Genomic DNA, 20,742 nt, shown 5'->3' on the forward strand with positions numbered 1-20,742 from the left:
ATCAATTTAGTTTGTAAAAAAACTTTTAATTTTAGGAAGTTGTTTTTCTATTGCGTTATCAACTATGGAAGGGAATACTCCGTTTATTCGGGCAAAAAAACCTTCTGGAAAACCAATAAAACGCCGTTTTTTAGTAGAATTCATTAATATAATGAGTGCTTTTGCTACTTGCTCGGGTGAGTCCATGGTGTTGCCAAGCGCTTTGTTCATGGCGCGAATTTGGGGGGAATTAATCGCGGTGTCTGTCGCGCGCGGAGCGAGATACAAAACCCGTACTTTACTGTGGCTAAGCTCTCTCGAGAGCGCTTCTGTCATTCCTCGCAGCCCAAACTTACTAGCACAGTAAAGTGTTTGATACGGGTAACCAATACTGCCAAATGACGACCCAATATTCACAATCGTGCCATTTTTTGCTGTGATTTGTGGTAGGAATAACTGGCATAGCTTAATTGGCACAGTCAAATTAATCGCTATTAACTGATCTATTTGCTGCTCAGTTATCTCGCTAAAAGCCTGCATCACATTAATGCCTGCATTATTAATGAGCAGCTGCGCACCTCCTAATTGCTGCGTAAACAATGCAAGCTCATCGCGCACATTAGCCTCACTTAAGTCACCTTGAAATATTTCAGCCTGATCATTACACTCGCCTTGAAGGCGTTTTAGGGCTGCTTCATCGCGGCCAACTAAAACTAATCGCCAGCCTTGTTGAGCAAGCTGCAACGCAATTGCATGACCAATCCCTCCTGTAGCCCCGGTCAGCACGCAAATTGATTTATTCATGCTATGCACGCCTTACTTTGTGATGTTGCTAAGGTTTGACTGAAAAATGGGTCTGTATCAAGCGCGCGGAAAATATTGCCATACAGTTTGTAAAAACATTTAGCCCCGTGGATAATGGCCTGTTGATCAGCTTCATCTGTTATTTCATTCATTAAACTTTCAAAAAACTTCACGTGTTCAATGTCTAATGCCCCATGTGATGTTAAGTAACTAAACGCATTTTTTGGTAACCCAACAGCATCACGAATTTTATTGGCGGCATTATCAGCTAACGCAATAGATGTCCCTTCAAGTACATGTACCATGCCAAAAAAACTCAGTGGGTTGCCACGATTAATACTATCGTAGGCATACGAAACCATCAGCTCTGTGGCAAATTGTGGCTTGCTTTGACGCACCGCTTCTTTATCGAAGCCGCAAGCTGCAATATCATTAAGTATCCATTCCTGATGGCCTAGCTCTTCTTCAATATATTCAGCAACCGCCTCTCGCAGCCATTCTTGTTGGTCGTTTAATTTTGCACCCAGTGACATCATTAAAGGCACGGTGTGTTTTACGTGGTGATATGCCTGAGCTAAAAAAGAGGCATATTCAGTTAAACTTACTTGGCCATTAAATACTCTCGTAATGATCGGTGCTGACAGTAAATACTCACGCTCGTTTTGAGTAGCTATTTGTAATGTATTAAAAAAGTGGCTCATAGTAAGTCCTCAGTACTTAAATTTGATTCGTATAACCTAGCTATTTGCTGATTATATTTGTTATGGATGGCTTCGCGTTTGGGTTTGTTATTACTGGTTAATAACCCTGCTTTATAACTCAATGCTACGTTTAATCGATACCAACGTTTTATTTTTGCGTAATCTGGCAGTTGTTGATTAACCGTGTCGATATGCTGTTTAAGTTGGTCATCATTCATGTCTTCATTTACATAAATTAATGCACACAAGTAAGGCTGACTTTCGCCAATAACAACGGCTTGTAAAATATCACTATGGCTTAGTAATAAAGACTCTGGCCATTCAGCACTGATGTTACGGCCAAAACTGGTGATAATTTGATTTTTTAATCGCCCTTTAATATGTAGTCGCCCTTGCTGTTTTATTACCAGATCGCCAGTTGCATACCATTGATTTTGATCGCGAGCAGACTGGCCTAAATACCCTAAAAATAAAGGGCCTTTTATGTATAATTGACCATTATCAATTCGTGTTTCTAAGTGAGGCAAAACACGTCCCGCACTGATAAGTAAATCATCATTATGCGTGTTAAGGCTCACCACAGAAGCCGCTTCTGATAAGCCATACCCTTGATAAACTGGCAAGCCAAGTTTGCGCGCTAATCTGATAACCTCACTACTTACTACTGCGCCGCCTACAGCTATAAACTTTAAACTTCTAGGCGCTTGCCAGCCTTGCTTAACAAAACTTATAAGGCAACTTAATAACTCAGGCACTAAAATTAGAGTATTAGGTTGTACTTGGTCAATCGCAGCTATTAACTGTTCAGGGTTAGCTAATTGTGAACCTGAAAAACCCAGTTTTTCCAGCGCCATTAAATGAACACACCCGCCAGCAAGTAAAGGGGCATAAACACCAGCAACATTCTCAAGTAATACAGGTAGAGGTAATAAACACAGATGCTTAGGCTGTTCTACTGCAATTTTTTGGTGTAACGATGTAGCAACTTGCAGTTGACTTGCAAGAGACAGGCAGACGCCTTTAGGGTTGCCTGTTGAACCCGATGTGAACGTTATTTTATGTGTATCATCAAAATACTTTACGCATGCTACATTTTGTAATTGGTAAATAAATAGCTCATAGCGCTGACATATTTTAATGCTGGCAATAAACTGAGCGTTATCAGCGTTATAAACTTGGCTAGTGATCAATATATCCGCGCCACTACTTACAAGACTATGCTGCACTTGCTGGGTGCTAAAAAACAATGGCAAGGGGATGGCAACTTGACGCAACTCACTGATCACACTATCTATCACTAGCCAAGCTGGGTTGTTATCAACTTGATAAGCAATGCCGTGCCCTTTAAGCGTTGCTAAGAGTTCGCCCAGCTTTATCGCTTCATCATTTAACTCAGCTTTAGTGAAAGTAGTTTCCTGCTCATCATGACTGACTAATACCGTTTGCTGAGCGTGATGCGGTAACATATTTAGCCAGTTCATAAAGTTTCCAACTTATGTAAAAGTTTTGCTGTAGCTTGTATATACTGTTGTTTAATATTAAAAAGTGCAGGGGTATTCAATATACATTCATGAGCATATTTTAAGTCAACCACACAGATGGTTGGCTGGTTGTCGTAATAGCTGCCCCAATCTGCTGGATGAAGTAGTGCATGGCTATTTGCAAGTGCTATTTCCGTACAGTTTATGCCAAGCACTTTAAGCAATGCGCGTACTTTTCTAGTTGCGCAAAACACCAAATATTCAGTACCGCTGTTATATAAAGCTTCGTTTACAACAACAAAGTGCGCCAATGTAGCTCTGCGGTGGCTTGAACACAAATTACCTAACTCATAAATGTGTTGGCGGGATGCATTTACAAAGTGTTCAATAGGTGTAGGAAGGTATTGCTCAATAAACAATGGCGTTGAGGCACAGCGCAGCCCTAACGTGCATGTGTCACTGGCAACCTGTAGCTCACATAGTAGCGGCATAAACTGCTGAACCTGTGCATTAAATGCCGCAGCAAAACCTGCTTTAATGGTGCTTTCTATACGTGCACGTGTCGGTGTTTGATCTGTTACACAAACAAAAGTAGGGTCGGTATGTAATTGTATTTCAGGTGGTGATTGCTCGGCTATATGCATTATATTCACTCCACTAAGACTATGAATAGAATCTAGCGAGCGAAACTTAAATAAACCTTAAGATTAGAAACTGTTTACCTTTCAGGATTTAAATTTATTCAATTACAAAGTCGAAATATGTGTTCGGGTAAGCCTGCTGTTTATAAGTAAAGTGCCACCACTCCATGCTGTAAGGTGCAAAACCCGCTGCAAGCATAATATTTTTAAGTTTGTACCTGTTGGCTTTTTGCCTAGTAGTTATACGTAGGTCATCCGTATTTGAAAGCGTATCAAACATATCAAATAGTGATCCCATATTCAGCTCAGTACCTTCACTGTCAGTTAGCGTCAGGTCAAGAGTTGAGCCACGACTGTGGCCTGATTTAGCTGCAATGTACCCACCTAGTAACTCATCTTTACCAAGGTTTGGATAATAGGTAGCCTTTGTTACTAAGTCTGTTGGGTCGTTCACCCAGCGTACAAAATGATCCACCGCACGTTGCGGGCGATAACAATCAAATATTTTAAAATTTAGACCGGCGAGCTGCGCTTGTTTATGGGCTTTTTGCAATGCGTAAGCAGTGGTTTTATGTAGCAAGCATTTTGCAGACTTATAGCCATCGATCGGTTTGCCAACAAAGTTATTACTGCTGTAATAACGAATATCAAACAAAGCGGTGGGCAAGAGTGTTGCTACATCAATAAACTCTTGTTGTTTTGTATTACGCACATTGGCGTTCGCGACACTACTGAAAGTAATAATACTGAGTAATAAGCACAATTTAAACTGTTTATATAACACCATAGTGCAGGCTTTAAAGATGGGAAAATTGTACTTTTAATATTGCATACATAAAAAATATTGCCAAGCATTTATACCCAAATCACCTCAAGGTGCGAGTTTCAGCGTTATGAGATGACTTTGGTATATATTCATGTGTATAAAGTTAGGCTGCAATTTGTAGCTTACGTAGCTTGTCACATAATGCAATCCAATCGCGGGCTTGGGTTTTACCTTCTGTACGTCTGCCAAATAGGGTCATAACGGTATTGCCGTCACAATCAAAAAACTCGATTGAGTGAACCGCCGTTTCGCCATTATCTGTTGGTTTTTTAACAACGAAGGCACGAGAAAATTGCTTATCCTGTACATGCAAATTAAACCCATCATCCAGTACATTATACCAATCACCGACTTGTTTAAGGTTAGTTAACGCCCCAGAGTATATTTGCACCGCACTGCTGTTATTAACAAAAATCATCAGCTCACTGTGTTGATCACGTACGGTTTCTAGCACTTCACTTAAACTATTAGCCGGGATCTCTTGTGCCCACTGCTTTCCGGCAATTTCTAAACCTTGAGTACGACTAACACCAAACTCTGTTAACAATGCAGGAAAGTGATGTACGTCTTGAAGGTTTTGCCAACCTTGTCTAAACCCTTGAATATCTATTTCGGCTAATGGGCGATACTCATTAACAGCAATATCAGCCTCTGTGATGCTTAGCTGAGTGCTTTGCTCTGTTGCTTTATGCGCCATTACTAACTGCTCAAATGCAGCCATATTTGTTTGCTGTGTTGTAAACACTTTATGTACAGCGATACCGTGCTTATCAAAAAATTGAACACTGCTGTGCTTTGCATTGTTGTTCACTGCAAATGCACTGTGCCACTTAGACACAAATAACCGTAAATCTATACCACCGGGGTTAATAGCGATGGCTGTTTTAATGTTATTGCGCTCAGAGCAGTAAATTTTCTCGTAACAGCCTGAAATTTCACTAACGACTTGTGCGTTACGTGTTAGTGCCATAACGTGTTGTAACTTTTTAAAACCCTTTAAAATCCCTTCAATATGGGTGATCTCAAGCTTTATAACGCCTTCGCCTACTTGTGCAGCAATTAGCTCTGCTTCAGTAATTTTTAGCTGCGCCGCTGCGTCAATAGCTCTAATATTAGGGTGTTGTATTTGCAGTTGGCGGTAATCATTTAGAATATTCATTGTGCGCTCCTAATACCAATTTCATTAAAAACATGGCCATACTAGTGAGCTAAATAGCTCACTAGTTCAATGCAATTGGTTTAACTTAAAATTTAAAGCTCAGTTGTGTTTTAATGTTACGGCCAACGCCATAGTCCCCTATCGCACCACCGGTGCCTGCCATCACCTGGTATTCTTCGTCAAATAAATTGTCGACAGCCAAACGTGCACTCCAACTATCATTAATATCCCAGTTTGCATTTAAACCAACCAAGGTGTAGCCATCATGCTCAACTTGCTTGGATGCCTGAGCCGCACGGTCGTATGCAAGTACGGTACGCGCTGAAATATTTTGAATGCTAATCCCTGTACGTACTGTTGAATCAAAAAACACTAAGCCGGCATCGACTGTTAACGTATCAGCGGGTAAATACCAAAGCGGTTTATCATCTTGATCATCACCCGATATTTCGCTATACGAAAAGTTTACATACCCGGCGCGATGAGCATAATTGACTTCGAGTTCAAAACCATCGCGGTCATTTTCACCACGGTTGCTATAGCGTGGTGCCGGCATAGGGTTTATAGTGGTGCTGGTATTTGACTGAATTTCGTCATCTACTTGAGTATTGAAGTAAATTGCTCGCGCTGTCAGTGAATCAATATCAGAGAACACATCGCTGACTTGATAACTGATACCCATTTCGCTATTACGGCTGTTTTCTACTTCCAAGGCTAAGTTTATATTTCGGCCACCGTATTGATCGTATATTTCATCCAGTAAAGGTGCTCTAAAGCCCTCTTGATAACTGGCAAATACAGCAAATTCGGAGGTAAACTGATAGTTAACCGTCAATGCTGGTACAACTTGTGAGTGCTTAACTTTTAAATCTTGACCTACAAAGCCCGCTGCAAATTTACTTGTTGGCGTACTTTGGTATTCTTCATAGCGAATACCCCCCGTAATTGTAAGCGCTTGCCATGTAAACTCGTCTTGAATATATACACCTAACCGCTTTTGCGTGCCGCCTGGCTGTGATGAAATCTCATTCCTTACGGCGTCTTTACCATACTCTAAGCATTCGTAAGTTTGCCTATTAAGATTTGTGCATGGGTAGCCTAACTTTTCACCAATACGCTCTTTATCTGAGTACTGCACACCATAAGTAAGCGCATGCATACCTAATACACTTGTGTTCATTATATCTAGTGTGTTGATGTTGTATTCGTAGTTAGAGGCAAGGCCAATGTAGTCTTTAAGCATTCCTTTACCGCCACTTTCTGTTACGTGGCTTTGGGTGTTGCCTACGCGTACAGATAAATCAAGGTAGGTATTATTTTCAGGGTTGAGTTCGTAACTAAGATTCGTGACAGATTGCTCAACCTCGCGGTAAACCGTGCCCCATGCACCGGGATCGGTGGTATTAAATTCGGTGCGTTGTGCATCTTCGCTCTCGGTATATGATAGAGCAATTAGCGCGTCTTCATTTATATAGTATTCGCCTTTAATAAGTAGTGACTCTGCCTTTATAGCTGAATTATCAAGCGTTTTTCCGTTTGATAATTCAAAGTCATCACTGCTGCGCTTTATAAATGCCGCTAGTAAATCTAACGATTCGATTGGCCGTGCATAGGTATACACACTGCCGTTAGCTTCGTTATTGTTGCTATTATGCCCCAGCTTTACTTTAGCGCCGTAAGTTTGATCAGGTGCTAAAAAGTCACTGGCGTCTTTAAGCTCCATGTCAACAACACCGCCTAATGCCCCACCGCCATGCAATACGGTACTTGGACCACGTTTAATACTGATTGTGCGATATAAATCTGCATCACTAAAAAAACTACCCATGCGGTATTTTTCAAATGTTTGAATAGCTCCATCAACACTTACCAGCACATCTTCGGCGTCATTAAAGCCACGTACACTAAACTTTTGACCACCGCTGCGCGGTCCACCGGTTGCCGTTACATTAGGCACCGAGATTAGGCTATCAAACACTGTTGTTGCTAGTACTTTTTCGATGTTTTCGCTGGTGATCACATTAACTGCTTGCGCAGAATTGAGTGCTGTTTTTTCGGTTCGCGTTGCGGTTACTGTTACGGCATCTAATGCAGTAGTTAGTTGCGATTGGTCGGCTGTAGTTGTTTCAGCCATAAGAGGCAGTGATACACTGGCAAGGCATAAAGCCAGTTTTGAAAGGCGCATGTGTCGCTCCATAAAATAAGTGAACTAAGTTAAAGTCATAAAATGACGTAATGCTTGGCTAAGCCCCTTACTCACCAAACTGTGTACTAATTCAACCTAAACAGGTACTCGGTTTTTAAATACCTAAAGCCAAGTTGAGGTTAATTAAAGTAGATGCACTATAACAAAATCACACGCAAATGATAATTGTTTTTATTCGTTTTTGATGAGTATATTCGCAACATTACGATCTTCACTCGATAACGCAGCTAACAACTTAACAAGTTCGCCACTAGGAACGTGTTGATCTATTGCTAAATACAAAGGCCGTTTTTTAGTTTGTAAACGCAATGCCTGCATTACGGTATTGAGCGAGCTGTAGGGTTCTTTGGCAAGTCCGTACGTTATTTTTTGCTCGCTAAAACGTACACTTAAAACCAAAGCATCGGGTTGTTCTATCGGGGCGTGTGTATTTTTACCCGCATCGGGTAAGTTAACATCCATCATGTCTAATTTGACAGCGGCCGTTAATAACAAAAATACCAACAAAATAAATAGCACATCTATTAATGCTGTCAGATCAGGCATTAAGGTGTGGTGGCTCGACTTTTTTGGTAACTCAAGCATTGGCGGCTTCATCAAAACAAAGCTGGTAATTTAAATGATTAATTATGCGCGTCATATCTGTTTGTAATCGTTCTAATAACGCGTTAAATATCCCACTTAATAATAAACAGGGAATCGCGATAATAAGCCCTGCCATAGTTGAATACATAGCCTCCCATAAACCATCGGCAAGTAATGCAGGGGTGACTGCTTGTTGGGTTTGCGCTATTTTTCTAAACATTAGTACTAATCCCCATACCGTGCCTAATAAACCCATTAACGGACTTAACGAACCGAGGAGAGCGAGTATATTTAACCTTTTTCGCCAATTAGCAAAGCTGTCCTGTAGATACAATTGACACCACTGCTGGCGTTGATCTGGTTGTAATTTTTTCTGTAATCGCTGGCTAAAATCACTGTCGGGGTGATTCATTTTTTGTAAATGTGACCATCCATATATAAAAGCCGTTACACGGTCTAACACAATCGCTAAAGCCAGTATTGATACTCCAAATAAAGGCCACGCCATAATTCCTACAGCTGAAAATACATCTTGCATTGTTAGTTCTCTTTTATAAAAGCGCTATGAGCGCAGGGAAAATTCGATTGGCACACTAAAGCGTGCTTTTATACCGTGGCTGTCGCGCATTACAGGGTGAAACTGCCACTTTGATACATTACCAATTGCGGCTTTATCAAGCTCAGCAAAACCGCTACTTTTTAAAATCTTAACATTCGTTATTAAGCCTTTTTCGCTGAGCTCAATTTGCAATATTGCTACGCCCTGATACCCGCGACGCTTCGCTCTTCGTGGGTAATTTAAAGCGGGTCTGGGTGCTTTAAATAACGGCAACGTATTTACGTCAATAACTTGGTTTTTTAATGAATGTTGCTTTGCAATAACAGGTGCACTTGAAGACGGCGCGGCCATCGTTGGCTTTTTTTGTTGTATAGCAAGTTTAACTTTAGTGGGTGGCTCAACTTTCTTAGGGCTTACAGGTTTATCTGGGACTGGATTAAGTTGCTTTATGGTTGGCTCAGATAAGGCTGACTTTGTCGTTATGATTTGTTCTTGTGGTTTTGCTGCCAACTGTATTTTTTTACCGCTAAATTGGGTATTTGCCGCCTTAGTGCTCTTAACTACAGGTTGCACTTGGATCTGCGTTTCTACTGTTGGCTGCTGCATTTTTGAATTTACAATATTTATCGCAATGCGCTGCGCAGGTTGCGCTGTGCTCAATTTCAGTATTAAAGGCGTCGCAGGTTGATAAAACAACCACGTTAAATGACCACTAATAGATAAAATAAGGAAAATAATAAACTTCATAACTTTTAAATATAAATGCCAACTGTTAGTATTTGCATTAAATAATATCAACATTGGACTTTTTATGAAACCCCTCCTCACGTATTTAATTTTTATGATATTCGCTACGGCCTTCCCTCTAAGTGCGGCCACACAACCAGATAGTCCGCACAGAGTTGTTGTCTCCGGTGGTTCTATCACCGAGATCATTTATGCTCTTCAAGAGCAACAACGTATTATTGGTGTAGATAGCACCAGCGTATTCCCAGCTTCTGCCACTCAAAAACCACAAATAGGCTATGTACGCAGAATTAGCGCTGAAGGTATTTTGTCGTTAAATCCAGATTTAGTGCTTGGCGAGTCCGATACAGGGCCTAAAAAAGTCGTTGAACAGTTAAAAAAGACAGGGGTTAATTTAGTTATTCTCAATGAGCACGATAACTTTTTAGGAATTGAAAAAAAAATAAAAAACATTGCTCAGTTACTCAATGTTCCAGCCAAAGGTGACGTATTAGTTCAATCACTACAAGCAGACCGTAATGCACTAGCGCATATTTTAAAGCAAGCTAAAACAAAACCTAATGTGCTATTTGTACTTAGCGTACGCAGTGGCCAACCTATCGTTGCGGGTGCTGGCACATCTGCGAATGAGTTAATCACGGCTGCTGGCGGTGTTAATGCTGCAGCGAGTGCGATCACCAACTGGAAACCGCTTTCTACTGAAGCTGCATTGGCTATTAATCCTGACATCATCATTACAATGGGCCGCCATGGCGATGATCCACTGCCTAAAATAGAGAAACTCGCTCATTTTAAATACACTAACGCAGTAAAAAATGGTCAAGTACACAGTTTTGATGGCAGCTATTTATTGGGAATGGGCCCGCGTACGCCACAAGCTGTGGTTGAATTAGCACATACTTTTCATCCAAAAACACGCTTGCCTAGTGGCTATAACTACCAATTTTTACAAACAGCACAAAGCACCACTGATAAAGCAACAAACAAAACAAGTGACTTATAACGATGTTAGCTCTTGGTAGTACGCTCATTACCCAGCAACAGCAACGCCGTTTTGCTATTCCTGCTTTGTTTATAGCCTGTGTGCTGGTGTTTTTTATTGCACTAAGTAAAGGCGGTGTCGCCATTAGTATTAGCGAGATCATTGGCATAATTAACCACACTGCTGATGATCAGCTAAAAAATGCGATTATCTGGCAAATTCGCTTGCCTCGTTTAGTTCTTGCAATGGTTGTGGGTGCAGGTTTGGCTGCCTGTGGCGCAGCAATGCAGGCAATATTTAGAAATCCATTGGCTGACCCAGGTTTAATTGGCGTCTCTAGTGGTGCTGCCCTTGGCGCAGTCGCTACCATCGTATTAGGTACAAGCTTATTTGCAAATTTTAGTGATAGCTTTGGTATTTATGCCGTTCCTGTTGGTGCATTTTTAGGGTGCATTGGTGTATGCGTATTTATTTATCGGCTGAGTGCGCATAGTGGCCAATTTACGATTATTAGTTTGTTATTAGCAGGCATTGCTGTAAACGCGATTGTGGGTTCACTCATTGGCGTTTTAACATTAATAAGTAATGATCAGCAACTGCGTGATTTAACTTTTTGGAGTATGGGTTCCCTCGCCGGAAATCACTTTGCAATGATGACACCCACACTGTGTATTATTATAGCCAGTTGTATTGGTTTACTGCGTTTATCAAAGCCGCTTAATTTATACTTATTAGGTGAAGCACAAGCAAAGCATCTAGGTATTAATGTCACTAAACTTAAAAAGCAGGTGTTTATTTATACAGCACTATGCACCGGTGCAGCTGTGGCAATTACTGGAATTATTGGTTTTGTCGGTTTTATTGTGCCACATATTGTACGTTTAGTTTTAGGGCCCGATCATCGCTATCTCATGCCAGCCAGCATTTTAGGCGGAGCCTTAATGCTAGGACTAGCTGACTTATTTGCACGCACGGTGATGCTACCTGCCGAAGTGCCCATAGGCCTTATTACAAGTGCTATTGGCGGACCATTCTTTTTAATTATGTTATTAAAAACCTATCAGCAGCGAGGATAAATTATGCTTTCAGGCAGTAAATTAATGGCCAAAGTAGGTCAAAAAGTCCTTCTTAACAATGTTGATTTTACGGTAAAACCCCATGAAGTTGTGGTAATAATTGGGCCTAACGGAGCTGGTAAGTCATCGTTATTAAAAGCCTTGTGTGGTGATATTAGTTTATCCGGTGGGGTTGTTAGTATTAATCAACGCACATTGAACGAGTACACTATCGCTGAGCTGGCCAAACTTCGCGCAGTGTTAACACAAAGCTATGAATTAGATTTCCCATTTACGGTTAATGAAGTAGTTGATATGGCTCACTTTGCGCATCAAGAGCAATACAGTGCATTAGCGCTAAAGCAGTTTTCTCATGATGCAATGCTGGCTTTAGGGATAGATCATTTAGCACAACAATGCTTTACCCGTTTATCTGGGGGGGAAAAACAACGCACTCAACTTGCCCGTGTCTTGTGCCAATTACAGCCTAGCCTAGCGAATAAGCAAAATGCTTATTTACTGATTGACGAACCAACATCAAGCCTCGATTTATACCATCAATATGAAGTGATGGCTCAAGCACGCTTAATTGCAAAGCAAGGTGCTGGAGTTGTTGCCGTGGTGCATGATCTATCGTTAGCAGCGAGTTTTGCTGATCGTATTTATATGTTAAATAAGGGGGAGGTTGTTGCGCACGGCACCCCAGAAGAAGTACTTATTAATACTCGGTTAAATGAGGTATATAACATTGATGCTCGGCTGCAAGCTAATTTAGAAAATGTACTACCCCATATAGTTGTCGCTAAAACAGCGAGCTATAGTTAATCTTTACAAAATATGGATCGCATTAATAGTACGCTAATGCGATTCACTCTGAGTGAGTAAGCTGTGAGTCTACAATACAGCGGTTACGACCACTTTTTTTAGCTTTGTATAAGGCTTGATCGGCTTGTTTAAGTACCTCTTCAACGTTCAGTTGGTTCTGTGGCCAACCTGAAATACCTATCGAAATATTTATGCAACCAACAGGCTCAATGATTGTTTCTGATACACGCATACGTAGTCGTTCAGCCAATAGGTATGCGGATTCTCCTGTTGTACTAGGCAGTATAATGATGAACTCCTCCCCGCCTGTACGCGCTACAAAATCACTTTCACGGGTTACGTCCAGCACAACTTTTGCTAGTGATTGCAATACTATGTCGCCAATATCATGGCCGAATTCATCGTTAACCCGTTTAAAGAAATCAATATCGACGGCAAGTACAGTAAACGAAGTGCGATTAAAAATAAGCTGATCAAGCATTCGCTCTAAACTACGGCGATTGTGTAAACCTGTTAACGGATCTGTTTGCGCCTCATGGCGCAATACACCGATTTGATTTTGTAATAAGCCAACTCCCTTTAACATTGCTAAACGCAGTTCTGAGCTTTCATAATACCATGAACGAACCAGCTTTAAGTCTTGTGATGCAGCGGGGTTATCTAGTTTTTTTGCAGTTTCTGCAAGGCGCCTTAATGGTTGAGATATTAATTGTGCAAACACCCAAATTAAAATGAAAGTTGCAAAGCCCACTGGAATTGTACGATAGAGCACGTTCAACATGAGTCCATCAAGCGGGACCAATGTTGAGCTAATAGAGCGTTGTGTCACAATTCCCCACGGGGCTGATTTTAACAACGCATAACCGGCTAAAATAGCAGTGCCTTGACTGTTTATAATTTCCTGGGTACCACTTTCGCCTTTAAGCACGGCTTCTATGACTGAATTATTATAAACTTGCTCACCAATGCGCGAAACATCGGGGTGATAAAGCAACCGCCTATTTTTATCAACAACAAAAAGATAGGAGCCATCTTTATGAAAATGCACTTGCAGTAGGTCATGTAAAATACTGCTTTTCTTTAAATATAAAGTACCGCAGACATAGCCTATATAATTACTGTTGCGATCAAATAGCGGATGAGAAATAGAAATAATTAAATTACCTGCAGCCGACATATAAGGCTCACTTATCATCGCCTTTTTATTTGATAAAGCCTGTTTTGCCCCATAACTTTGCAGTGTTTCCCCTTCGAGCTGTAAACTCATCGGCGATAAACCTAAAACTAACCCCTGATTATCCACAATTACAATTGAATTAAAGCTATCTGTTTGTAAACGAAGACGATCAGCTTCTTGCGCTAAAATATTGCGGTCATTAAAGTGACTTTCTATTATTTTTGCAGAATAAGCTAATTGCTGCTGGGCTGATAGCAAGAAACGATCCGTAACAGACACTAATTTGGCAGCATAAGCATTATGATTTATTAACGTTTGAGATTGTAATTGTTGTTTTTGAACTTGATAACTGGAGTAAAAACTATTTAAAAACGTGATAATCGTAACTGAAATAGCTAAAAATAATATTAATTTTTTTAAATCTAGATTGATGTTGATTAGGCTTCGCAAAATAATATGTCTCTTTATATTAGCCTTACAACTCCCTGGCCATTATTTACGCGGTGAATACTAACAAGTTGTGTGTCTTTATTCTAGGAGCAAAAACTCTAAATATGATTTAGTACAAATTTAGAGTTTATCTGCGCCTTTAGTTATTCGTACTACACGCTAATTTAGATTGCGCAATGCACTGTTGTTGCGCTTGCTCTACACTTTCACCACCCATGCAATAATCTATACGGGTTGTTCTTTTTTCAACCCCTGCATTTTGGCCATCAGCGATTTTCCACTCACTATTTCTTAAAAGTTTTTTAGCTTCTTTTGGTAAGACTCTAGTAGGAATCGCAGATACCAATTCAACATCACTAACGTCACCGCTACTGTCGATATTAAAGGTATAAATCGCGCACCCTTTTATGCCTTTCTTAGCTAGAGCTATAGGGTATTTGGGTGTGTTGTTACTTTTACGTAGCCAAATTGCTTGAGCTACATCAGGGTAGAGGTGGGTTATTTGTACATCAGCAAAATGTGTTTTAGCAAAAAGCACAGGACTAAACAGCACCACCCCTACACTATAAAGAAAGCATTTCTTCGTCATTATTTATCCTTAATTAATAAATTACCTAAAAAGAGTACTTTATAGCAACTGCCAACGCAACCTGCTTTTTAATTTTATTATATAAATTCAAAGCCTTATATAAACTTTATAATCTCATTCCCAATGAAAATTTAATAAACACTACATGGGCTCAGCCGTGCCTAAAAAACATACTACTGCAAATTCAGCCACGAAAAATAAACAAGCCCTAAACTGAATGTGTATTTATACCCAGACCACCTCAAGATGCAGACTTCAGCGTTTCACAGGTGTTTAATATCAAGGCGTTACTTTGCAATAATGGCAGTCCCTTTTAAGAAGTAACAACGCTGAGAGTAAGCGCCTGTGAAACGCCCAACGTGTTGGTTTAAAAGCGATTTATACTGCGTTATTGATTTTAACAAGGGAACAACCATTATTTGCAATCAATGCCTTGCCTGAATCGCTTTTAACTCCAACTGAAACTGCATCTTGAGGTGGCTTGGGTATATTGCTACCGCCCCCATAAATTCCATACATACTACAGGTTGGAATATATTATTACGGAAAATTTAAAGTTCGAGTCCTTTCAGCTCCCTCTAAGATTTAATCTACATGCTTTATTTAAAGAAAAATAGCGTTTAACGATACATTTTGAATTTATATTTAAAATATGAGTGTGCTAGAATCAGTTTGCTTTTTAATCTTTTTTAACGTTATTATTAGGAATAAATTATTCAAAACAACAATAAGCAATTTTGCTTAGGAGCCTTCTGTGTTAAATAAGTTTGCCATATCATCAATTATCTTTGGACTAGGGTGTTTATTACCAATGAAATCGACCTTTGCAGCGACCACATTAACTCTTGAGCAACAGCTTGGCCAAAAGCTAATGCTTGATTTTCGTTATTATTGTGAACAAGACAGCGAACATTCTATTAAGAAAAAGTGCCGTACCCCTGTCACTCACTTACCTGCAGACTTAGCTAAAGTAATCACCAAACATAATATTGGTGGAGTTATTTTGTTTGCTGAAAATATTGAGAATATCTCACAAATCGTTAAATTAAATAACGCCATGCAACAAGCGGCTGCAAAGTCTAGCTTAGGTGCCCCATTATTTATTTCTATTGACCAAGAAGGCGGACGTGTTGCCCGCATTCCTCGAGATATTGCCACCTCATTTACCGGTAATATGTCAATTGGTGCAAGCTATGCAGTTCACGGAACTAAGTTTGCAACACAATCTGCGCAAGTGATCGCAGATGAGCTAAAAGCGGTGGGGGTTAATGTTAATTACGCACCAACAGTTGATGTAAACATGAACCCTGATAACCCGGTGATCAATGTACGCTCATACAGTGAAGACCCTGCATTAGTGAGTATTTTAGGTGCTGCCCAAGTAGCAGGTTTTGAAGGTAGTGGCGTTATTACTTCACTAAAACATTTTCCGGGGCATGGCGATACCAGTGTTGATAGCCACACAGGTTTACCAAAAGTAATGCATGATAAAGAAACGATTTGGCAGCAAGATTTACCGCCATTTCAACAAATTATTAAAGATCAGAACCCCGGTATGATCATGACAGCGCATATCCAGTACCCAGCGCTTGATAGCAGTACATTTGTTAGTAAAGATGGCAAAACTATGATCAAACCAGCCACTATGTCGCGTAAAATAATCACCAAATTATTACGTGATGAGTTAGGTTATCAAGGTGTTGTGATCACAGATGCGCTTGATATGGCAGGTATTAGTCACTTTTTTGAGCCTATAGAAGCCGTTGTAAACACCTTTGCAGCCGGTGTTGATATTGCTTTAATGCCGATTGAAATCCGTAGCCCAAAGGATTTAGTCGTACTTGATACGTTAATAACGCGATTAGTCAGCGAGGTTGAAAAAGGTAACTTAAATGCCAAAGAGATAGATATATCTGCTCAACGTATCATTAATTTAAAAAATAAATTTAAACTTACTACCGAGCTGAATGAATCACTCGCAACACAAAAAGCACACCATATTTTAGGTAATGCTAGTCATCGAAAGGTCGAAGCCGAGCTTGCGCTTGCGGCAATTACTGAAGTTAAAAATGATAAAAACACTTTACCGATTAAGCTTACGGCTAATAGCAAAGTACATATCATAATGCCCGATACGCGTAAGTGCATTGCACTTCAACAAGCAATTGCTGCGCAGACCCAACATATTGTTTCGTTCAGCTGTACCAGCTTGCAAGGGTATGAGCCAGCAACTACATTAAAAGCCATTACTGAAGCTGATATTATTATTGCTGGTAATGCGTTTCCAAATCAAAGCGCGGTAGAAATTGGCGGTATGGATGACCTTGCTGATAACCCAGCATTTGCAATTGCTAAGTCAGCGCAAACCGCGGCGCTTGAGAGCCTTCTTAAGCAAGCGCAACAGGCTAATAAAAAGACCATTTTTATTAGCCTTAGAGCGCCTTATGATATTGCGAAGTTTGGCCAATTTAGTGATGCAATTTTAGCTACTTATGCGTATAACATAGATGTAGATAATAACATTAAAGTATCAGGCCCTGCTTTCACTGCGCTTGCAAAAGTGCTTGTAGGCAAAGCACCTGCGCAAGGTGTGCTACCTGTGACAATTAGTGAAAATAACCACTAAATTTACGCTTAAGAGGATACTATGCAACATAATGCTTCGCTCACTACGCCTTACGCTATCAGGAATATGATCCGTAATGAAGATTACACAGGCCACACATCAGGCTTTGTACCAGGCTTTGTACAAGCTAACTTAGTGATCTTGCCCAAGCAGTATGCTTTTGATTTTTTACAATTTTGCCAAGCAAACAAAAAAGCTTGCCCGATTGTTGCTAGTAGTAGCGCTCCTGGTGCTATCACGATCCCAAATGTTGCGCATGATTTAGATATTCGCACAGACTTACCACGTTATCGGATTTTTAAACAAGGCCAATTGATTGAAGAAGTCACTAATATAAAAGAGCACTGGCGCGATGATTTAGTAACTTTTTTAATTGGCTGCTCGTTCTCTTTTGAAGAGTCGCTGCAAGCAGCTGGTATTGAAATTCGTAATATTACAGAACACAAAAATGTGCCTATGTATATGACTAATATTCCCTGTGAAAGTGCAGGTATTTTTCAAGCAAATATGGTTGTGAGCATGCGACCAATGAAGCCTGCTGATGCCATACGCGCGATTCAAATTTGTAGTCGTTTTCCGGATGTGCATGGTGCTCCTGTGCATTTTGGCGATCCGACGACTATCGGTATAAAAGATATTAACCGCCCAAACTTTGGTGAATCGGTAACAATAAAAGACGGTGAAGTACCTGTATTTTGGGCCTGTGGTGTTACACCTCAAGTTGCAATTGCCAATGCCGCACCTGATTTTTGCATAACGCATAGTCCTGGTCATATGCTGATCACTGATATTCAAAACGCTCATATATCTGCATTTTAAACGGAAACAAACATGAAGCTTAATTGTGATTTAGGTGAAAGCTATGGAGCATGGAAGATGGGCCTCGATGAAGCTGTTATGCCGCATATAGATATGGCAAACATTGCTTGTGGCTTTCATGGCGGTGACAGCGATGTTTTGGCGTATACTTTAGCGCTTGCTAAACAGCACACTGTAACTATTGGTGCCCACCCTAGTTACCCTGATAAGCAAGGGTTTGGTCGGCGTTCAATGGCATTAACACCGCAAGAGCTGACTAATTGCCTACACTACCAAATTGCCGCAATTGAAGGTATGGCTAAAGTGCAAGGGCTAGCACTTAGCTATGTGAAGCCACATGGTGCGCTTTATAATGACATGATGACTGATGAAACAATATTAACCACCGTCATGCAAGCCATTGCCAGCTATCCAAGTCCATTAAAGCTGATGCTACTTGCCACTGCGAATGCAAAAAGCCATCAGCAACTGGCAAAAAAGTACCACTTAACATTAATTTTAGAAGCCTTTGCTGATCGCCAATACACCGACGATGGACTTCTCGTTTCACGAAAAGTTGCCGGCAGCGTGCATGATAAACCGGCATTAATTTCGCAGGTCAAACAACTGCTCGCTACAGGTTGTGTAACAACACAGTCTGGTAAAAAACTCCCTTTACATGCTGATAGTCTATGTGTGCATGGCGATAACGCAGCTGGCATAATTCTTATTCAAGAGATCAAAGCACTATGCCAAACTTAGTAAGTGATGAGCAGCTAAGTCATACCATTGAGAACATGATGATTGAACAGAATTTGCGTGGTATGCAAAGCCTGTATGCGCACCAACTTACCGGCACTTATTTACGCGCTGCAAAGTCATTATTTAACGCAAAACAAACGGTGCTAATTGGCACAGGCTTTGCTGTTAAGCAAACCTTTGAAACTGATGGCCCTGTGGGGGCAATTGCTTTATATAACGCATTAATAGCACTTGGTAAACAGCCGATTCTAGTATGTGGAAACCCCCTTTACACCGCCTTAAAAAATGACTTTAATTGTTTTGAACTCCCCCTTAATAACTTTGTTGATGCTATGGCCTTTAGCAAAACAGCACTGGCTGATTTAAAACCAGATTGTGTATTGTCAATAGAGCGACCAGGGCTATGCCATGGTAATAAGTATTACAATATGCGTGGCATTGATATATCTGCAGATTGTGGTTGTTTTGATTTTTTTGTGAGCCAAGCCCCCTGCCCAACTGTAGCCATTGGCGATGGTGGCAACGAAATAGGTATGGGCAACTTATCACAATATATGTCTGAGCTAAGTATTACGCCTAGCCTTACTTGCTGCGATGAACTGCTGCTAGCTGATGTATCTAATTGGGCTGCTTATGGCCTGATCGCTTTTTTAAGTCGTTGGCACAACCAAGACTTACTCGCCAATATTAATACGCTGGGTATTTTACAGTACTTAAGTGAACGTGGCAGTGTAGATGGTGTTACCCAGCAAAATGAATTAACCGAAGATGGCTTACATGCCACGCATGGCCAACAACTCATCGCAAGACTACGTCAGCTTAGCGGTGTTGCCAATCAGAATGAGGATTTACAATGAGTACGGTGTATTTAAATGGCGATTATATGGATGCTGAGCACGCCAAAATCTCGCCTATGGATAGAGGCTTTTTATTTGGTGATGGTATTTACGAAGTGATCCCAGCTTACAATGGTGACATGCTTGGCTTTACCGCACACATAGAGCGTATGAACAATGGTTTAAATGAACTGGAAATTGTGCTTAATTATACGCCAGATACATGGCGTATAATTTGCGATCAGCTATGTAACAAAAACCAAGGTAAAAACTTTGGTATTTACCTGCATGTTAGTCGCGGTGCTGATACAAAACGAGCTCATGCATACCCTACTGGTATTACACCCACTGTATTCGCTTATGCGTTTGAGATACCCGAACAACCTGTAAGCATTATAGAGTCAGCCACAACATACACGGTTTCACTTGAGCAAGACAAGCGATGGCAACGATGCCATATAAAATCAACCGCATTATTGGGTAACGTAATACATTACCAACATGGCGCGGCGGCCGGCAATAAAGAAACTATTTTATATAATGGTCTTGGTGAACTTACCGAAGCCAGCTCAAGTAATGTGTTTATTGTTAAAGATGGCGTAATAAGTACGCCACCGTTAGATAATCAGATTTTGCCAGGGATCACCCGCTGGTTGATTATCAATATTCTTCACTCACACAGTGAGCTTAAAGTACACGAGCGCAGGATCAGCAAAGAAGAACTTCTTGATGCTGATGAAGTATGGATCACCAGTGCAACTAAAGAGGTCGGGCCTGTGATAAAAATTAATGACACACTTATTGGCACCGGTAAACCTGGTAAAACTTGGCAACGAGTGCAAAGTCTTTTTACCTTACATAAGTTTGATTATTAACAGCGGTAAGCGGTAAGCGGTAAGCGGTAAGCGGTAAGCGGTAAGCGGTAAGCGGTAAGCCATGTTTGTTTAGTCAAAC

At 40.6% G+C, this 20,742-nt stretch carries 20 protein-coding genes; 8 read left to right on the top strand and 12 right to left on the bottom strand.

What is annotated here, in order from left to right; genetic code table 11:
* Positions 1-6 precede the first annotated feature (6 nt).
* From ADS77_RS01165 to ADS77_RS01210, 10 genes are all read right to left on the bottom strand, one after another.
* A complete protein-coding gene (locus ADS77_RS01165; protein WP_054452467.1) occupies positions 7-783 on the bottom strand; it encodes an SDR family oxidoreductase in 777 nt (258 codons plus the stop codon).
* Complete coding sequence (locus ADS77_RS01170; RefSeq protein WP_054452470.1) at positions 780-1,484, bottom strand: TenA family transcriptional regulator; 705 nt, start codon at positions 1,482-1,484, stop codon at positions 780-782. Before ADS77_RS01170 ends, ADS77_RS01165 begins: the two co-directional genes overlap by 4 nt.
* Positions 1,481-2,965 (bottom strand): AMP-binding protein, encoded by a 1,485-nt coding sequence (locus ADS77_RS01175; RefSeq protein ID WP_054452472.1) that lies wholly within the window; start codon positions 2,963-2,965, stop codon positions 1,481-1,483. Before ADS77_RS01175 ends, ADS77_RS01170 begins: the two co-directional genes overlap by 4 nt.
* Positions 2,962-3,609: a thermostable hemolysin gene (locus ADS77_RS01180; RefSeq protein WP_054452475.1), complete on the bottom strand. Its 648-nt coding sequence runs from the start codon at positions 3,607-3,609 to the stop codon at positions 2,962-2,964. Before ADS77_RS01180 ends, ADS77_RS01175 begins: the two co-directional genes overlap by 4 nt.
* A 94-nt stretch (positions 3,610-3,703) precedes the next feature.
* Positions 3,704-4,393 carry a M15 family metallopeptidase gene (locus tag ADS77_RS01185; RefSeq protein WP_054452479.1) on the bottom strand — a complete coding sequence of 230 codons (690 nt, stop codon included), beginning with the start codon at positions 4,391-4,393 and terminating at the stop codon, positions 3,704-3,706.
* A 142-nt stretch (positions 4,394-4,535) separates the two neighbouring features.
* Positions 4,536-5,591 (bottom strand): hemin-degrading factor, encoded by a 1,056-nt coding sequence (locus tag ADS77_RS01190; protein ID WP_054452482.1) that lies wholly within the window; start codon positions 5,589-5,591, stop codon positions 4,536-4,538.
* Positions 5,592-5,676: 85 nt separating this feature from the next.
* Entirely contained in the window at positions 5,677-7,776 is a 2,100-nt protein-coding gene (locus ADS77_RS01195) for a TonB-dependent receptor domain-containing protein (protein ID WP_054203988.1), read from the bottom strand.
* A 192-nt stretch (positions 7,777-7,968) separates the two neighbouring features.
* Positions 7,969-8,382 carry a biopolymer transporter ExbD gene (locus tag ADS77_RS01200; RefSeq protein ID WP_054203987.1) on the bottom strand — a complete coding sequence of 138 codons (414 nt, stop codon included), beginning with the start codon at positions 8,380-8,382 and terminating at the stop codon, positions 7,969-7,971.
* On the bottom strand, positions 8,375-8,920 hold the full coding sequence (locus ADS77_RS01205; protein ID WP_054452485.1) for a MotA/TolQ/ExbB proton channel family protein: 546 nt from the start codon (positions 8,918-8,920) through the stop codon (positions 8,375-8,377). The genes ADS77_RS01200 and ADS77_RS01205 overlap by 8 nt, the downstream gene beginning before the upstream one ends.
* A gap of 24 nt (positions 8,921-8,944) precedes the next feature.
* A complete protein-coding gene (locus ADS77_RS01210; RefSeq protein WP_054452487.1) occupies positions 8,945-9,742 on the bottom strand; it encodes an energy transducer TonB in 798 nt (265 codons plus the stop codon).
* A 10-nt stretch (positions 9,743-9,752) separates the two neighbouring features.
* Here ADS77_RS01210 and ADS77_RS01215 point away from each other — a divergent pair, with 10 nt between their 5' ends.
* From ADS77_RS01215 to ADS77_RS01225, 3 genes are read left to right on the top strand one after another with little or no spacing between them, the layout of a single operon-like run.
* A complete protein-coding gene (locus ADS77_RS01215; protein ID WP_054452489.1) occupies positions 9,753-10,691 on the top strand; it encodes a hemin ABC transporter substrate-binding protein in 939 nt (312 codons plus the stop codon).
* Positions 10,692-10,693: 2 nt separating this feature from the next.
* On the top strand, positions 10,694-11,746 hold the full coding sequence (locus tag ADS77_RS01220) for a FecCD family ABC transporter permease (protein WP_054203983.1): 1,053 nt from the start codon (positions 10,694-10,696) through the stop codon (positions 11,744-11,746).
* A 3-nt stretch (positions 11,747-11,749) separates the two neighbouring features.
* A complete protein-coding gene (locus ADS77_RS01225) occupies positions 11,750-12,550 on the top strand; it encodes a heme ABC transporter ATP-binding protein (protein WP_054452492.1) in 801 nt (266 codons plus the stop codon).
* A 43-nt stretch (positions 12,551-12,593) separates the two neighbouring features.
* Here the strand turns inward: ADS77_RS01225 and ADS77_RS01230 are convergent, their stop codons facing one another.
* Entirely contained in the window at positions 12,594-14,177 is a 1,584-nt protein-coding gene (locus tag ADS77_RS01230; protein ID WP_099458972.1) for a sensor domain-containing diguanylate cyclase, read from the bottom strand.
* A gap of 139 nt (positions 14,178-14,316) precedes the next feature.
* On the bottom strand, positions 14,317-14,766 hold the full coding sequence (locus ADS77_RS01235; RefSeq protein WP_054203981.1) for an energy transducer TonB: 450 nt from the start codon (positions 14,764-14,766) through the stop codon (positions 14,317-14,319).
* An 811-nt stretch (positions 14,767-15,577) separates the two neighbouring features.
* Between ADS77_RS01235 and ADS77_RS01240 the strand changes: the two genes are divergently transcribed.
* The 5 genes from ADS77_RS01240 to ADS77_RS01260 are packed head-to-tail and all read left to right on the top strand — an operon-like array spanning position 15,578 to position 20,663.
* Positions 15,578-17,392: a glycoside hydrolase family 3 protein gene (locus ADS77_RS01240; RefSeq protein ID WP_054452685.1), complete on the top strand. Its 1,815-nt coding sequence runs from the start codon at positions 15,578-15,580 to the stop codon at positions 17,390-17,392.
* A 21-nt stretch (positions 17,393-17,413) separates the two neighbouring features.
* The gene (locus ADS77_RS01245; RefSeq protein ID WP_054452495.1) at positions 17,414-18,211 is read left to right on the top strand and encodes a putative hydro-lyase; all 798 of its coding nucleotides are present in this window, start codon (positions 17,414-17,416) and stop codon (positions 18,209-18,211) included.
* Positions 18,212-18,223: 12 nt separating this feature from the next.
* On the top strand, positions 18,224-18,952 hold the full coding sequence (locus ADS77_RS01250; RefSeq protein WP_054203979.1) for a 5-oxoprolinase subunit PxpA: 729 nt from the start codon (positions 18,224-18,226) through the stop codon (positions 18,950-18,952).
* Positions 18,940-19,809 carry a glutamate cyclase domain-containing protein gene (locus ADS77_RS01255; protein ID WP_054452498.1) on the top strand — a complete coding sequence of 290 codons (870 nt, stop codon included), beginning with the start codon at positions 18,940-18,942 and terminating at the stop codon, positions 19,807-19,809. Before ADS77_RS01250 ends, ADS77_RS01255 begins: the two co-directional genes overlap by 13 nt.
* The gene (locus tag ADS77_RS01260) at positions 19,806-20,663 is read left to right on the top strand and encodes an aminotransferase class IV (RefSeq protein ID WP_054203977.1); all 858 of its coding nucleotides are present in this window, start codon (positions 19,806-19,808) and stop codon (positions 20,661-20,663) included. The genes ADS77_RS01255 and ADS77_RS01260 overlap by 4 nt, the downstream gene beginning before the upstream one ends.
* Positions 20,664-20,742 lie beyond the last annotated feature (79 nt).

The organism is Pseudoalteromonas porphyrae, from assembly GCF_001298125.1.
GTDB classification, from domain to species: Bacteria; Pseudomonadota; Gammaproteobacteria; order Enterobacterales; family Alteromonadaceae; genus Pseudoalteromonas; species Pseudoalteromonas neustonica.

Coding starts and splice junctions, on each gene's coding strand:
- ADS77_RS01165 (WP_054452467.1), bottom strand. CDS start 783: ATGAATAAATCAATTTGCGTGCTGACCGGGGCTACAGGAGGGATTGGT.
- ADS77_RS01170 (WP_054452470.1), bottom strand. CDS start 1,484: ATGAGCCACTTTTTTAATACATTACAAATAGCTACTCAAAACGAGCGT.
- ADS77_RS01175 (WP_054452472.1), bottom strand. CDS start 2,965: ATGAACTGGCTAAATATGTTACCGCATCACGCTCAGCAAACGGTATTA.
- ADS77_RS01180 (WP_054452475.1), bottom strand. CDS start 3,609: ATGCATATAGCCGAGCAATCACCACCTGAAATACAATTACATACCGAC.
- ADS77_RS01185 (WP_054452479.1), bottom strand. CDS start 4,393: ATGGTGTTATATAAACAGTTTAAATTGTGCTTATTACTCAGTATTATT.
- ADS77_RS01190 (WP_054452482.1), bottom strand. CDS start 5,591: ATGAATATTCTAAATGATTACCGCCAACTGCAAATACAACACCCTAAT.
- ADS77_RS01195 (WP_054203988.1), bottom strand. CDS start 7,776: ATGCGCCTTTCAAAACTGGCTTTATGCCTTGCCAGTGTATCACTGCCT.
- ADS77_RS01200 (WP_054203987.1), bottom strand. CDS start 8,382: ATGCTTGAGTTACCAAAAAAGTCGAGCCACCACACCTTAATGCCTGAT.
- ADS77_RS01205 (WP_054452485.1), bottom strand. CDS start 8,920: ATGCAAGATGTATTTTCAGCTGTAGGAATTATGGCGTGGCCTTTATTT.
- ADS77_RS01210 (WP_054452487.1), bottom strand. CDS start 9,742: ATGTTGATATTATTTAATGCAAATACTAACAGTTGGCATTTATATTTA.
- ADS77_RS01215 (WP_054452489.1), top strand. CDS start 9,753: ATGAAACCCCTCCTCACGTATTTAATTTTTATGATATTCGCTACGGCC.
- ADS77_RS01220 (WP_054203983.1), top strand. CDS start 10,694: ATGTTAGCTCTTGGTAGTACGCTCATTACCCAGCAACAGCAACGCCGT.
- ADS77_RS01225 (WP_054452492.1), top strand. CDS start 11,750: ATGCTTTCAGGCAGTAAATTAATGGCCAAAGTAGGTCAAAAAGTCCTT.
- ADS77_RS01235 (WP_054203981.1), bottom strand. CDS start 14,766: ATGACGAAGAAATGCTTTCTTTATAGTGTAGGGGTGGTGCTGTTTAGT.
- ADS77_RS01240 (WP_054452685.1), top strand. CDS start 15,578: ATGAAATCGACCTTTGCAGCGACCACATTAACTCTTGAGCAACAGCTT.
- ADS77_RS01245 (WP_054452495.1), top strand. CDS start 17,414: ATGCAACATAATGCTTCGCTCACTACGCCTTACGCTATCAGGAATATG.
- ADS77_RS01250 (WP_054203979.1), top strand. CDS start 18,224: ATGAAGCTTAATTGTGATTTAGGTGAAAGCTATGGAGCATGGAAGATG.
- ADS77_RS01255 (WP_054452498.1), top strand. CDS start 18,940: ATGCCAAACTTAGTAAGTGATGAGCAGCTAAGTCATACCATTGAGAAC.
- ADS77_RS01260 (WP_054203977.1), top strand. CDS start 19,806: ATGAGTACGGTGTATTTAAATGGCGATTATATGGATGCTGAGCACGCC.